This is a genomic window from Bacillus sp. D7-8 (genome assembly GCF_052055895.1).
GTDB classification, from domain to species: Bacteria; Bacillota; Bacilli; order Bacillales; family Bacillaceae; genus Bacillus; species Bacillus velezensis.
Genome location: NZ_CP179922.1, coordinates 3,345,724 through 3,360,383 on the forward strand (window position 1 = coordinate 3,345,724; position 14,660 = coordinate 3,360,383).

Sequence of the window (14,660 nt, forward strand, 5' to 3'; positions counted from 1 at the left end):
ATTTCATATTCACCATGTCAGGCATTGTCTTTCTTTTTGTCTGCTTCTTTTTTGGCCATGTACAGCCCTCCGGCCACCAGCGATACGACATCCAATCCAACGATAAAATACGTTTCGGTGTAACCCTTTAAATAGGATGCGAAAAGCAGTGCGGCTGTGAGAGCGATCGCCACATAGTGGTTAAACGTGACGCGCGTAAAAAGGACGACCAGCATAAAAGGGAAACATAATGCAAAAACGGCTTTTGTAATCACAAAAACCCTCCTCGGGAATTCTTCATCTCATCTGATTATAGTAAAAAATGAAGAATCGGACAATCGTTCCCCTGCTATCACAATACCCTTTTTCAGCAGTCTTCAATCATCTGTCAAAAAAAATGTGAATATAAATCCATTGAACCATTAACCAGATGAACCGAATTACCTTTCTTCAGCCGAAAGGATGAGAAGGTTTAGGTCTTTGTATCTTTGACAGTTTCTTCCTTCCTCTTTACAATGTAATGATAGTGTTTACTATCATTTTTCTTGGATGAAGAAAAAAAGGGGGTCATACCGCATGTATTCAGTGCGATTTCAAAAAGCGGAAGAATCGAGCCGCTCTGCAGGAGCAAAAGGAATGAACCTGATTAAACTGACGAAAAACGGGCTGCCCGTTCCCGGCGGTTTCATCATTCAGACGAATGCCCTGACACGTTTTATGGAAGACAACGGGCTTCAAGCAGATCAGGAACAGATGGAGCGCGCCATTATGAACGGCACGTTTTCAAAAGAGCTTCGGGAGGAACTGACCGCCTCGTTTTATGAATTGAGAGAATCATACGCCTCTGTCGCCGTACGTTCCTCCTCCGCGTCCGAAGATCTTGAAGGGGCTTCTTTCGCGGGCCAGTACGAAACCTATTTAAATATCAAAACAGAAGAAGAGTTTCTCGGAAAAGTGAAAGAATGCTGGGCTTCCTTCTTCTCGGCGCGGGTCAGCGGCTATAAAGAGAAAATGAACAATGACACCGCAGAACCGTTAATGGGCGTTGTCGTGCAAGGGCTGATCAATTCCGAGGTTTCAGGAGTCATTTTCAGCCGAAACCCCGTCACACATGATGACGGAGAGCTGATGATCAGCGCGAGCTACGGTCTCGGAGAAGCAATCGTCTCCGGCAGAGTGACGCCTGACACATTTATCGTCAATAAAGATACATTTCAGATTGAAAAAGAAATCGGCTTAAAAGAAATGTATATCGTTTCTAAAGACGAAGGCGTGACGGAAAAAGAGACGACCGCTGACATGAGAAACCGCTTCTGCCTTGATGACGAGAGCATCAAAGAGCTTGCCATGCTGACGATAAAGACGGAAGAACTGTACGGTTATCCCGTGGATCTCGAATTCGGATTTGCCGAAAATAAGCTGTATCTGCTTCAGGCCAGGCCGATTACAACGATCGCGCAGGATCAGAAAGCGGCAGACGAAGAACGGGAATTTATCATGACGCCCCGGGATCAGAAAGAGTTTTGGCTCAATATGGAGGCCAATATAGAAGGTCCCGTCAGCCCGTTATTCGCCTCACTCATTGTGCCGGCTTTGGAATACGGCCTCAAAGAGAGCACGAAGGCATTCCCTGTAATGGGCATCGAAATCGAGCGTGTCAAACTTCATCAGGGCCGTGTTTTTTCCAGACAGCATAAGACGAACGACAAGCTGCCCGCAGAACAGTTAGAAGCGCTTTTCCCCGTCTTGGCTGACCGCATGTACGATATTATTCAGGAAACCTTTCTGCCTTTTTATCAAAAGCTGGACGAACTGGCGCATACAGACCATACGCCGGAGACTGCCCTTGATGCGTTCCGAAACCTGCAAGACTTCTATTTAAAAGGATACGCAGAACATTTCAATATTGTCTTTCCGCAGGTTGCGTTAAACATGATACTGGAATCCATGTACGGACAGGTTGAGAAAGAAAACACATCCCTTCTGTACGAAATGCTGGCTGGCGTCATGAATAAGTCATTGGAGACCGACAGACAGCTCTGGCTTCTTTCCGGACAAGTAAAAGACAGCCCTGAGCTGCGGCGCGTCTTTACGGTTTCTCATGCCGATGAGCTGCATCAGACGCTTCTGCAATCAAATGAGGGAAAGCGCTTTCTTGAACAAGTCGGTGAATTTTTACAGGAATACGGCTGGAGATCCGTGAAAAGTCATGATCTCATTGAAGAAACTTGGGCGGAAAACCCTTATTTCGCTTTGGCCAACATTCAGAACTATGTCCGGAACGGATACGATTTTGACAGTGAGTTTCATAAAACGATAGAAAAACGAAAACAGCTCTACGCCGACTTTATGGATAGAATTGAAGATGACGGCTTCCGGGAGACGTTTGACCGCTATTATCAGTGGACATTGTCTTCATCCGTCATCAAAGATGATCACCATTTTTATATTGATGCGATGCTGGACGCCAAAGCGCGCCTTTGCCTTCTGAAAATCGGCGAGCTGCTTCAAAAACTTGGCGTAATCGATGATCGGGAGGATATGTGGTACTTATACAGCGATGAAGTCGAGAAAGCGCTCGTGTCGCCGGTTCCGATGCAGGAAAAAGCCGCTGAACGAAAACAGCTCTTCCAGCAATATCAATTGCTTGAAGCCCCCGCTTATCTCGGGACTCCGACTTCGGAACAGCTGAAAACGGCTGAACAGATTACCGGCTCCATCACAGAAGATGAAAAAAACACTGAACATCAAATTTACGGACTTGCGGCGTCAAGCGGAATCGCAAGCGGCCCGGTGAAAGTCATTCGTGACGCAAGTGAATTTTCCCGTTTTTCAACAGGAGACGTGCTTGTCTGCAAAATGACGACACCGCTGTGGACCAGTCTGTTCCAGGATGCAAAGGCCGTCATTACGGACACGGGCGGCATCCTGTCACATGCGGCGATCATCGCGAGGGAATACGGGCTTCCGGCCGTTCTCGGCACACGTGCCGCGACTGACAGGCTCAACGACGGAGATATCGTCACGGTGGACGGGACAAACGGCAAGATTACGATTGTCAAACGCGCTTCATGCTAGGTTTCCCTCTTTATTGCCGGGCAGGGCGGGTGTATACTTGTCCTGCCAGTATTTACGCGAGGTGAAACATGTTGAGAACGACGAACAAGAGAATTATTGACGCCGCGATGAATCTGATCATCCAAAAAGGATACCGCGCAGCGACAACAAAAGAAATCGCAGAAAAAGCAAAAGTAAGCGAAGCAACGATTTTCCGTAATTTTAAAAACAAACAAGGATTAATGAAAGCCATGATTGAACAGCAGACGCCGGTTCCGGAAAGCATGATCACTAAGGCGGAAGGCGATCTGTATGAGGATCTTCTTCATTTCGCCGCGACCCTTCTTCAGCAATTGGAACAAAAAAAAGAAGTGTTCCGCATCTGCCTGCGCGAACCGGAACTATTCGAAGACGTCCTGCAGGATATTGTCGTATATCCGCAATCCGTGAAAAAGCATTTAATCGTTTACTTTAAGGAGCTGACAAAGAAAAATATGATAAGCCCCGGCAGCGAAGAAGCTAATGCAGACGTCTTTATGACGATGATTTTCGGTTATTTTATACACCGGCTGCAGCTGGGGAAAAGAGTCATCACTCTCTCTGAGGAAACGATGCTGAAACACAGCACTGAGATTTTCATGAAAGGCATTACCGGCCGGTCATTTTCCGGCTCCAAGGAGGATGAAGGATGGGTTCAAAGAAAGAATGGGCGCTGATCGTTTCGCTTTTGCTGGGAGCCATACTCGTTCCTATCAATTCTACGATGATCGCAGTCGCCCTTTCATCCATTTCCCGCTCATTCAGCGAATCAATTGCCAGCATCACATGGGTAGTGACCGTGTATTTAATCGTGATGGCCGTGACACAGCCCATTGCCGGCAAACTCGGTGATATGTACGGAAACAAAAAAATGTATTTATGGGGCGTCGGCCTTTTTCTCATCGCATCATTGGGGTGCGCCCTCTCGCCAAGTCTTTTCTTATTGATTTTCTTCCGGGCGCTTCAGGCTGCCGGCGGCGCTTTGCTTACGCCAAACAGCATCGCCATCATCCGCCATGTCGTGTCTGAAAAACGGCTTCCGAAAGTATTCGGCTTTTTCGGCCTCGGTGCCGGGCTGGGCGCGGCTCTCGGTCCGTTTATCGGCTCTCTTTTAATTGAGAGCTTCAGCTGGCATTCGATCTTTTGGGTCAACATTCCGTTTCTTGCAATCGCACTCGTGACGGCATTAGTGATGTTTCCTAAATATAAAGAAGAAACGTCTGACGCTCCGCTTGATATCATCGGGTCCGTTTTGCTTGCCGGAAGCATTGTATCTATTATTCTTCTGACGAAAAATGAAAGCTCTTTGGGCTATTGGGTGTACGCACTGCTCATTCTCGTATTTGTTCCGCTATTTTTCAGGCGGGAGCTGCGCACGAAACATCCGATTATTGATTTTGACCTGTTTAAAAACACGACCTTTACGAGCGCCAATCTGTCGGTTCTGTTAAGCAATTTAATGATGTACGCCGTGTTATTGATTATGCCGCTCTTTATGACCGGCCACTTCAGCATGAACACGTCGCACAGCGGCATGGCGCTGTCAGTCTTTTCTGTTTTCATGTCCGCCAGCAACTGGGGCGGAGCTCAGCTGCATCAGAAATGGGGCGCGCGAAGAATGATTTTTCTGTCCTTCGGGCTGATGGCCGTAGCCAATCTCTTATTTTTGCTTTTGGTTTATTCCCATTCCGTTCCGTTTCTTATGGCATCGCTTATAGTCGGAGGCATCGCGTCAGGTGCGGGGCTGACGAGCATGCAGGTATCTTCTCTTGCGACGGTAGAACCGGGCATGTCCGGCATCGCATCCGGGATTTTCTCCACCTTCCGTTATTTCGGAAGCATTATTTCTTCAGCACTGATCGGTTTAATCTCCGGGTTTCATATTCTGTTTATCATATTGATCGGAGTTTCTGTGATCGGCTTGTTCGTATCGCTTGGTATCAAGTCCGGGGAAACCGTTCAGACGAAAAAAAGCCATTCGGCGTAAACGAAAAAGGTTCCGTAAGCATCTGCTTTCCGGAACCTTTTCTAGTTTTCCTTCTTCATTTTCTCTCTCAAAGTGTCACCGCAATGCCGTTTGCTCTATGAGAATCTTTTGATTTACAAGAGAAAAGGGGGAATGTAAATGGCTGAGAGTTCCGATCAAGTTCGGCGCTGACATCGTAATCCGGCCGTAAAAAAAGCCCGGCCGCCGTGTTGTTAGCGGCACCGGGCTCTTTTATAATGCTGTCATTTCTTCGTGCTCGTGTTCATCCTGCACGAATAAAATACCTAATTCATGATGTTCGCCTTCATAGGACGCGCGCTGATCAAACCGGATCTCACCGTTCAGGCCGATGATCTCCATTTTTACAAATGCGCGGTTTTTTTGAAGTGCTTCATAAAAATCCGATACATGCTTCACGGGGATGCCGTTTACTTTCGTAATAATCTCACCGATCTTCAGCTCAAGATCGTCCGCGGGTGTATTCGGAATGATGCCGAGCACCATTAAGCCCTGATCCCGCTTAGAGAAATAAAACGGAGCCGCGTTATCGTTCAGCCGCTGTCTTAATGATAAAAACAGGCGTCCGAGCACCGCAATACAAGCGGCAGCTCCGGCAAGCGGAGTCCACCAAAGGGCCGCTGCCCCGAATGCGGTGACGATAACCCCGAGAATCATGACACGTTTCGCCGTTATCCTTATGCTGACTTCCGGAAGTGACCCCTGCACACGCTGTCCGAAGCCGGCGATATAAGGAATCCAGATCAAATGGAAAGAGCCGCCCGGCACGGTAAAGACAGGCCACCAAGAAAGGTGTGACTCAAGCCCGCTGCCCGGCACCAATAAGAAAAGCGGAAGCAGCCATGCGCGATTCGCCAATTGTCGGCCGATGGGCAGGCCTCTGCTGCTGACGACAAGCGCCGGAGATGTTTTCAGGTGCGCTGAACGGTAAGCAGCCGCTCCCTCCGTGATAATCAAAAGGCCCATAAACACGGCCGCCGATGCCCAATTCACGCCGAATGCCTGCGGAAACCGATCCGCAAACGGCACTGTGTGGGTATACTGAAGGATAAACGCAATGAACATGCCGGCGCTGACAATATAAGCTGATGACAGCCAATTCATACGGAACGTCAGCGAAGCCAAAGCCGTCACGGCCGCGATTATGCCGAGAAGACCGAATGGAATCGAAATTCCCAGTCCAAAAAATAATATGGAGAGAAGAATACCCGGTATAAGTCCTTTTATGTATGTAAAGATAAGCTCGTCATACATATCTGCGATTTTTGTATGAAACGTATGGCGTTCACGTTTAATCCGCAAATATCCGCAGGCGAGACTTATGATGATAAAAAACCAAAACATCGGGTGCAAAAAAAACAGACCGATACTTTTCAGAAGTTCAATTCCCCATTGAACAGACATTGCTTTCACCGCCCCAAGCCAAACATTTTAATTCTATTCTACCAAATAATCATTGGCTTGAATATCTCAAACGTCTATCTCTCTTCCGTCATCCACAACGTCACATTTGAAAGAGAGAAATCTTTCAGATAGTGGTCGACTTCCACCTCGATTACACCGCTGATCAAAAGCATGGACCGTTTAATATCCGTCAGATTGATTCCTAAACGTTTATGGTTTTTCATTAAGTAGGTGAAATAATGCTTTGCACACTCCTCATTGATATCGTGAACACATTCAACATTTGTGTAATTGACCAGGTATCTGCTGAACAGCATAAGAAGACTTAGTGCTTTTGTTGATGAAAATGTAACGTCTTTTGTTCGGTCTTTTAGTTGTTCCACTAATTCATAATATTTTTTTTCACGCACAATACTTGCCCTCTTCAATTGTGAACCCCCATTTTTTTATCCAGATAAGCACGGGTGATTACAGCTGCCGTGCTGAAGCGCCGCAAACACTTCTGCTTTCGATACTGAAATGCAGCTGCCAAACTAAAACTGTTCTCTATTAGAACCTTCTTTTATTGTAAGAACTAAAACTGACTGAGGCAACTTTCAAAAGTTTCATTTTGAATACATATTAACTCGGCATAAAGTCTCTCTTCTCTATAAATATCGGGTAATGTTTGTCCTTTATAAATGTTTAAATGTGAAAATTTTTTTAATATCTTGTCAAAACCGACATAATTATATGTCTTTTAGTTCATTTTTAGAGTGTGACAAAAGAAACAGGAGACGTAAAAAACGCCTCCTTTTCATTTATTTTACAAATAATGATTTTAACGCCATTTGCAGCTGTAAATCATTTTTTTCGTCAGATTTCTGTTCATTCATCAGCTGATTCATTTTTTCCGCTGTCTTTTTATCAATGACCGCTGTTTTATCAAGTTTGTACCGGTCTTGAAACGCCAGAACGGCTTTTTTCATTGTTTTGCTGAAATAGCCGTCTGCTCTGCCCGGGTCGAAGCCTAGGCCTTTCAGCAGGATTTGAGCGTGCTTGACATCCGCGCTGTTCATATCAGGCTGAAGCGGCTGTTTCAGCTGAAGCGGTCCCGCCGCAAAATAATCCGGCTGGCTCACAGCAATTGTCGGAGCAATGCCTTTTTTGTGGATCCAATTGCCTTTCGGTGTCAGCCATTTGTAAAGCGTCAATTTAATGTTGCTCCCGTCTCCCATAGGCACGGCCTGCTGAACCGTTCCTTTACCGAAAGAAGTGTCACCGACAACGTCATAATGTCCCGCTTCTTTTAACGCACCCGCAAGAATTTCTGAAGCGGAGGCGCTTCCTTTATCCGTAATGACATTGACGGGATACGGCTTCTTATGTTTTAAGGTTGAGAAATATTGCTTTTTATCGCCGTTACGCTCCGCAATTTGGATATACGGCATGTCTTTTGTGATGAAATGCTTTAAAATTTGTTCAACGCTTTGAAGGTAGCCGCCGGGATTCCCTCTTACATCAAGGACGAGACCGTCAATCCCTTGTTTTTCAAGCTTTTTCAGCGCCGCGGCGAAGTCCTGGGCGGTATGCTCGGAAAATGTCGATATGCCGATGTAGCCGACATGATGACCGCCTGATTCTTTGCGGGAAGCAAATACGGTTTCAAGCGGGATTTCCGCTCTTTTAATCCGGAATGACAGCTGTTTATCAGTACCCGGACGCTGTATTTTAATAGAAACCTTCGATCCTTTTTTTCCTCTGATTTTCAGCACGGCTTCGTTTAAACCTTTCCCGTTCATTGACTCGCCGTTTATGCTGATGATTTCATCATTCGGCTTGAGTCCCGCTTTTTCCGCCGGAGATTGCTTAAACGGTGATACGATAATGATTTTATTGTCCTCCATACCGACTTCAGCGCCGATCCCTTCGAAAGAAGAATCAAGAGAATCGGAAAACTGCTTAGCGGTCTGCTTGTCCATATAAACGGAATAAGGGTCGTTTAATGTAGACAGCATCCCCTGAATCGCTCCTTCAAGAAGCTTTTCTTTATCTACATTTTCCACGTATTCGTTCGAGATCAGCTCATAAGCTTTTTCGATTTTTTCCATTGCCCGGCTTCTTTCTGCGTCTGATGAATTCGGCTGTACTGCCCCGGCAATATGAGCTCCGCCGCACATGATGCTGACGGCCGCTATCACTGCGATCATTTTCTGCTTCATCGTTTACCTCCTCTTAGTCCTTTTACGAAAACCTGGAGATAGTATGTGTAAATTGCAAAGAATTCATGTAACGGCAACAAAAAAATGAAAATGCGAGATTGTTTCATATATATGGGTAACGTATAATATTTTGTATGCAATTCATTAAATATACAGGAGAATGCGATATGAAAATAAAATTATCGATTTTATCCGCGGCGGTTCTGGCCGCAGGCATTACCGCCTTTGTCTGGCCAAAAACAGAGGCCAATGAAAAAATGCAGACGGACGCCTTGTATGTTTCTCCCGCAGGCAGCGACCAAAATGAAGGAACGAAAGAAAAGCCGTTCCGCACATTAAAACATGCGGCTGAAAAGGCAGAGGCCGGAACAACCGTATTGATTCGGGAAGGGACGTACGATGAAACGTTTGAAGTAAAGCATAGCGGCACGGCCGAAAAGCCGATTACATTTCGGAACTATCAGAATGAGCATGTCTCAATCAGCGGCAAATCTGCGCCAAAAAGCGATTCTGAAACTCCGTTAATTCAAATCCGCAATAAACAGTACATTACCATTCACGGCGTTACGCTTGAGAATCTCTCCGTATCATCAGAAGATGCAACGGCCATGGGGATCTGCGTCACCGGATCAAGCAGTCATATCAACATTGACGGCAACCATATCCGAAACATTAAAACCACGGCTGATGAGGGAAATGCACACGGTATCGCGTTTTACGGCACAGGCGCCATGAAGGATGTCAGCATCACAAATAATACGGTTGAAAAACTGACGCTCGGCGCAAGCGAAGCGGTCGTGCTGAACGGGAATGTTGACGGATTTAAGATTGCCGGCAATACCATCCGGGACAATAACAATATCGGGATTGACGTGATCGGATACGAAGGAACGTCCAAGCAAAACGACTATGCGCGAAACGGCGTCATTGAAAACAATACGGTGAGCCATAACTCTTCTTACGGAAATCCCGCTTACGGAGATGAATATTCAGCGGGCGGTATTTACGTTGACGGCGCAGAACATGTGGACATTAAGAATAACACCGTTTACAACAATGATCTTGGGATTGAAGCCACCTCTGAGCATAAAGGGAAATACGCACGAGATATCCGGATTACGGATAACAAGGTGTACGGCAATGCTTACACCGGTATTTCAATCGGAGGCTATGACACGAAACGCGGCGGCACCATCAATTCGGTGATCGCTCATAACATTATGTATCGAAATGACACGAAGGACCTTGACGGCGGCCAGCTGCTGCTGCAGTACGGCACAAAAGGGAACACGATCGAAAAAAACATCATGACGGCAAGCGGTTCACGGATTTTTATCGCAAATGATTATACGAAAAACGAAGGCAATACCGTTAATCATAACGTCTATCACAAAGAAGCGGGAAAGGACGGCATTTGGAATTGGAAGAACAGAGAATATGATTCATTCACAGCGTACCAAAAAGGAACGGCAAACGATTCGGATTCCATTTATGCGGACCCGATGTACCGTGACGAATCGTCTTATGACTTTACATTAAAGCCCGGATCACCGGCCCTGCCCGTCATTCAGTAACGAAACCATTAAAAAAAGCCAGTCTATATCAGACTGGCTTTTGTATTTATACACGAAGGAATTTCCGGATGGAAGTCAGACTTCCCCATACTCCGATAACCGCGCCGATCAGAATGAGCACAAGTGATACTTGGAACACAAACGGACTGTACGGCAGAAGTGAAACAAATGAGCCCTGAACTTTCGGGGCCACCCAAGCGACCATCGATTGGTACGTACTCAGCACGAGAGCGATCGGTATGATAGAACCGAATACCCCCAGCAGCAGCCCTTCCAGGAAGAACGGCCAGCGGATAAACCAGTTTGTCGCGCCGACAAGCTTCATGATTTCAATCTCTTTTCTTCTGGCGAAAATCGTGATTTTAATCGTATTTGAAATTAAGAACATCGCCGTGAACAGAAGGCCGATGATTAACGCAATCCCGATGTTGCGTGACACCCCGACGATCTTAAACAGACGGCTGACTTCTTCTTTCCCGTATGTCACTTTATACACATGATCAAGCTTCTCAATTTTTTTCGCGACTTTCGGCGTATCATGCGGATCTGTCGTTTTGACGATAAACGCGTTGTTCAGCGGGTTTTCCTGATCTTGCATTTTCATGGCCTTTCCGCTGTCGCCGAAGCTTTTGACCAATTGATCAAGCTCTTTATCTTTAGATGAAAACTCTACGCTTTGGATTCCCGAGATGTCTTTAATCTCATTCTGCAGCGTATCCTGCGTTTTCTTATTAGACGTCAGATCGATTAATACTTTAATTTCCACTTCTTTTTCAGCATTTTTAGCCATGTTGTTTAAATTCAGCATAATGACTAAAAACACGCCGACCAAAATCAATGTAACGGTAACGGCACTGATGGATGCAAATGTCATCCATGTGTTTCTTCCGAGAGATTTAAAACTCTCACGCAAATGGCGCCCGAGAATTTTAATCATAAGAACCATACTCCCCTCTTGACTCATCACGCACAATAATTCCGTCTTCGATCGCGATGACCCGTTTCTTCATGGTGTTTACTATTTCTTTATTGTGTGTCGCCATCACGACGGTCGTTCCGCGGTTATTAATCTCTTCCAGCGTCTTCATGACTTCCCATGATGTTACCGGATCAAGGTTGCCCGTCGGTTCGTCAGCTATCACGACGTCAGGATTGTTGACGATGGATCTCGCGATGGAAACACGCTGCTGTTCTCCTCCGGAAAGCTGGTCGGGAAACTGCCGCGCTTTATGCTTCAGCTGCACAAGATCGAGCACTTCGAGCACGCGTTTTTTAATGACTGACTGCTGCTCTCCGATCACCTCAAGCGCGAACGCGACGTTTTCAAATACCGTCAGTTTCGGAAGAAGTTTGAAATCTTGGAAAACAACGCCTATTTTACGCCGCACGAAAGGAATCTCTTTTTCTTTCACAGACGCGAGATCTTTATGATTAATCAATATTTGCCCTTTTGTCGGTTTTTCTTCTCTGTAAATCATTTTAATAAAAGTAGATTTACCGGCTCCGCTCGGTCCTACGACATATACAAATTCTCCGGGATGAATCATGACTGACAGCCCGTTAATCGCTTTTACACCGTTCGGATAGGATTTATATACTTCTTTCATCTCTATCATGAAATCACCTAATCTTTTAATTATGTCTTGCAGCCATAGAGTTCGCAAACGTACAGCGGTTTATGGCCGATTCGTCAGGAAACAGATAAAAAATCTGAAAGTTCCTTTTCCTCAGTACACTTCATTATACGTCAAATTTAGACATATTACTATTACAGTTTCTTTTCATTCCCAGACCGTGAAAAAACCTTGCCCCTATAACAGGCAAGGTTTTTCTGTTATTTTTTCTGTGACAGCCATTTTGCGATCTTCGCGGCTTCCTCATCATTTACAAGATGGCTCGGCATATTGCCGCGTCCGTTTTTAATGATGCTTTCAATTTTAGCTTCATCATACTTCCCGCCGACTTCCTGTAAATTCGGACCTCCGCCGCCTTCTAAGTCTTTTCCGTGGCAGCCGATACAGCTTTGCTGATAAAGCTCTTCTCCTGCTGACGCAGATGCTTTTGACCCGCCTGAACTGTCAGAGCTTTCTTTTTTCGATTCATTGGAACCGCCGCATGCCGCCAGCAGGACGGACATGGTCAGAACCAGCGCCAGCAGCGCCCATTTTGATTTCATATGTAAGATGCACCCCTTCGCTATTATAACCCCGTTTACGCGCGTTTGAAACCCTCGCCGAGCACCTCGCTTGCGTCTGCGACAATGACAAAGGCTGACTCATCAATCTGTTTGACGATTTGTTTCAGTTTTGTGAATTCGGTCTGGCCGACGACACACATTAAGATCGGACGGTCATGTTCCGTATACCCGCCGACTGCGGAAATCTTCGTCACACCCCTGTCGATTTCTTTAAACACAGCCGATCTGACGGCTTCTTCATGCTGCGTAATGATTAAAGCCATTTTGGAGCGGTTGAACCCGACCTGCACGACATCAATCGTTTTGCTTGAAATAAATACCCCGAGCATCGCATACAGTCCCTGCTCCACTCCGAAAACGAGCATCGCGCTCAGCACAATTAATCCGTCCATGATGGCAAGGCACGTTCCCAGCGACAGCCCCGTGTATTTGTGAATGATCTGCCCCGCCAGAGCCGTTCCCCCCGTGGAGCCTTTGCCGAGATACACGATGCCGATTCCCGTTCCGATCCCGACGCCTCCGAAAATCGCCGCCAGCAGTTCATGGGTCGTCGCGGCAGGCAGATCTCTTGTTAAATAGACGGCGAGCGGCAGAACGATGGAACCGACCAGTGTCTTCATTCCGAACTTCCCGCCGAGAATGATCACTCCGGCGATAAACAAAGGGATGTTAATAATCCACTGCACGTAAGCCGGTTCAAAACCAAACGTTTCTAAAATGGTGCTGATCCCGCTTACTCCCCCCGCTGCTATACGGTTCGGCAGCAAAAATACGTTAAACACGATCCCCGTAATCGCCGCGCCGATCATGATGTAGATATAATCTTTGATCAGACGGAGCGGCTTATTGTGATTCACATCCATGAAAAATCCTCCGTTCTCCGATTTTCTCTCGATAGCATTTTAAGTCTTCCCGGCTTAGAAGTAAATAACAGCCAAATACCGTATTAATTTGCTAAAGCGCTGTTGTGAAAAATGGAGAAAGAGAACGGATAAAAAAACACACCTTGCCAAAGGCAGGTGTGTTCCCGGATTACGACAGTTTAGAACGTAAATAGGCGTCAATGAAGATATCGATATCTCCGTCCATAACCGCCTGCACGTTCCCCATTTCGGTATTGGTACGGTGATCTTTCACCATGGAGTACGGATGGAAGACGTACGAGCGGATTTGGCTGCCCCAGCCGATTTCTTTCTGTTCGCCGCGGATTTCGTCAAGCTCCGCCTGCTGTTCTTCAATTCTGCGCTGATACAGCTTCGCTTTGAGCATTTTCATCGCCCGGTCTCGGTTTTTGATTTGTGAACGTTCCGTCTGGCACGTGACGACTACATTTGTCGGCAGGTGGGTGATCCGAACGGCTGAATCAGTCGTATTGACGTGCTGTCCGCCGGCACCGCTCGCCCGGTACGTATCAACTTTAATATCTTCGGTACGAATATCAATGTCGATTTCTTCATTGAATTCAGGCATGACTTCACAAGACACGAATGACGTGTGGCGGCGGCCTGATGAATCAAATGGAGAAATCCGCACGAGGCGGTGTACGCCTTTTTCCGCTTTTAAATAGCCGTATGCATTGTGGCCTTTAATGAGCAGTGTGACAGACTTAATTCCTGCTTCATCTCCCGGGAGATAATCAAGCGTTTCAACTTTGAAACCGCGTCTTTCCGCCCAGCGGGTATACATTCTGAGCAGCATGGAACCCCAGTCCTGGGATTCCGTACCGCCGGCCCCCGGATGAAGTTCTAAAATCGCGTTATTTTTGTCATATGGTTCACTGAGCAGCAGCTGAAGCTCAAATTCATTCAATTCCTTCGTTAATGACTTCAGCTCTTTTTCAAGCTCTTGCTGAAGGTCCTGGTCAGGTTCTTCTTTTAAAAGATCATGTGTCATTTGCAGCTCTTCGTGAGACTCGCTCAGCTGATGATAGGAGTTCACGTATTCTTTCAGACCGTTCGCTTCATTGATGACGGTTTGGGCCTTCTGCTGGTCATTCCAGAATTCCGGTTCCGCCATCTTTTCATCTAATTCTGCAATGCGGGCTTCCTTTGATTCGAGGTCAAAGAGACCCCCTGAAGTCCGCTAAACGAGAAGCCATATTTTCGAGCTCTGCCCTGATTTCTGATAATTCCATTCCATTCACCTCATTAAAAGATCCGGGGCGCCATAAGACGCAGACCCGGTCATGTTCGCTTCATACAGTC

At 46.4% G+C, this 14,660-nt stretch carries 13 protein-coding genes; 4 read left to right on the forward strand and 9 right to left on the reverse strand.

Annotation, left to right across the window (positions count from 1 at the left end; all coding sequences use genetic code 11):
* Positions 1 to 17: 17 nt before the first annotated feature.
* The gene (locus ACKTRM_RS16480) at positions 18 to 254 is read right to left on the reverse strand and encodes a CsbA family protein (RefSeq protein WP_003151438.1); all 237 of its coding nucleotides are present in this window, start codon (positions 252 to 254) and stop codon (positions 18 to 20) included.
* Between the two features lie 301 nt (positions 255 to 555).
* Between ACKTRM_RS16480 and ACKTRM_RS16485 the strand changes: the two genes are divergently transcribed.
* The 3 genes from ACKTRM_RS16485 to ACKTRM_RS16495 all read left to right on the forward strand — a co-directional run bounded on the left by ACKTRM_RS16485 (position 556) and on the right by ACKTRM_RS16495 (position 5,062).
* Positions 556 to 3,057, forward strand: a complete 2,502-nt coding sequence (locus ACKTRM_RS16485) for a PEP/pyruvate-binding domain-containing protein (RefSeq protein WP_012118560.1) — start codon at positions 556 to 558, stop codon at positions 3,055 to 3,057.
* A gap of 71 nt (positions 3,058 to 3,128) precedes the next feature.
* Positions 3,129 to 3,752 carry a TetR/AcrR family transcriptional regulator gene (locus ACKTRM_RS16490; protein WP_015240677.1) on the forward strand — a complete coding sequence of 208 codons (624 nt, stop codon included), beginning with the start codon at positions 3,129 to 3,131 and terminating at the stop codon, positions 3,750 to 3,752.
* On the forward strand, positions 3,725 to 5,062 hold the full coding sequence (locus tag ACKTRM_RS16495; protein ID WP_007407455.1) for an MFS transporter: 1,338 nt from the start codon (positions 3,725 to 3,727) through the stop codon (positions 5,060 to 5,062). The genes ACKTRM_RS16490 and ACKTRM_RS16495 overlap by 28 nt, the downstream gene beginning before the upstream one ends.
* A gap of 231 nt (positions 5,063 to 5,293) precedes the next feature.
* Here ACKTRM_RS16495 and ACKTRM_RS16500 read toward each other — a convergent pair whose 3' ends face one another.
* The 3 genes from ACKTRM_RS16500 to ctpB all read right to left on the reverse strand — a co-directional run bounded on the left by ACKTRM_RS16500 (position 5,294) and on the right by ctpB (position 8,643).
* On the reverse strand, positions 5,294 to 6,484 hold the full coding sequence (locus ACKTRM_RS16500) for a S1C family serine protease (RefSeq protein WP_012118561.1): 1,191 nt from the start codon (positions 6,482 to 6,484) through the stop codon (positions 5,294 to 5,296).
* A gap of 74 nt (positions 6,485 to 6,558) precedes the next feature.
* A complete protein-coding gene (gene swrA, locus ACKTRM_RS16505) occupies positions 6,559 to 6,912 on the reverse strand; it encodes a swarming motility protein SwrAA (protein WP_012118562.1) in 354 nt (117 codons plus the stop codon).
* Positions 6,913 to 7,284: 372 nt separating this feature from the next.
* Positions 7,285 to 8,643 (reverse strand): carboxy-terminal processing protease CtpB, encoded by a 1,359-nt coding sequence (gene ctpB / locus ACKTRM_RS16510; protein WP_371833989.1) that lies wholly within the window; start codon positions 8,641 to 8,643, stop codon positions 7,285 to 7,287.
* A 209-nt stretch (positions 8,644 to 8,852) separates the two neighbouring features.
* Here ctpB and ACKTRM_RS16515 point away from each other — a divergent pair, with 209 nt between their 5' ends.
* The gene (locus ACKTRM_RS16515) at positions 8,853 to 10,259 is read left to right on the forward strand and encodes a right-handed parallel beta-helix repeat-containing protein (protein ID WP_012118564.1); all 1,407 of its coding nucleotides are present in this window, start codon (positions 8,853 to 8,855) and stop codon (positions 10,257 to 10,259) included.
* 46 nt (positions 10,260 to 10,305) lie between these two features.
* On the opposite strand, the gene ftsX is transcribed toward ACKTRM_RS16515, so the two are convergent.
* The 5 genes from ftsX to prfB all read right to left on the reverse strand — a co-directional run bounded on the left by ftsX (position 10,306) and on the right by prfB (position 14,590).
* Positions 10,306 to 11,196 carry a permease-like cell division protein FtsX gene (gene ftsX / locus ACKTRM_RS16520; protein ID WP_007407464.1) on the reverse strand — a complete coding sequence of 297 codons (891 nt, stop codon included), beginning with the start codon at positions 11,194 to 11,196 and terminating at the stop codon, positions 10,306 to 10,308.
* Positions 11,189 to 11,875 carry a cell division ATP-binding protein FtsE gene (gene ftsE, locus ACKTRM_RS16525; protein ID WP_007407465.1) on the reverse strand — a complete coding sequence of 229 codons (687 nt, stop codon included), beginning with the start codon at positions 11,873 to 11,875 and terminating at the stop codon, positions 11,189 to 11,191. The genes ftsX and ftsE overlap by 8 nt, the downstream gene beginning before the upstream one ends.
* Positions 11,876 to 12,093: 218 nt before the next feature.
* Positions 12,094 to 12,435, reverse strand: a complete 342-nt coding sequence (gene cccB, locus ACKTRM_RS16530; protein ID WP_003151417.1) for a cytochrome c551 — start codon at positions 12,433 to 12,435, stop codon at positions 12,094 to 12,096.
* Between the two features lie 35 nt (positions 12,436 to 12,470).
* Entirely contained in the window at positions 12,471 to 13,319 is an 849-nt protein-coding gene (locus ACKTRM_RS16535) for a YitT family protein (RefSeq protein WP_012118565.1), read from the reverse strand.
* Positions 13,320 to 13,488: 169 nt separating this feature from the next.
* A protein-coding gene (gene prfB, locus ACKTRM_RS16540; protein WP_096034905.1) for a peptide chain release factor 2 occupies positions 13,489 to 14,590 on the reverse strand; the annotation gives its coding sequence in 2 pieces (ribosomal slippage) (positions 13,489 to 14,517 and positions 14,519 to 14,590; 1,101 coding nt in all).
* Positions 14,591 to 14,660 lie beyond the last annotated feature (70 nt).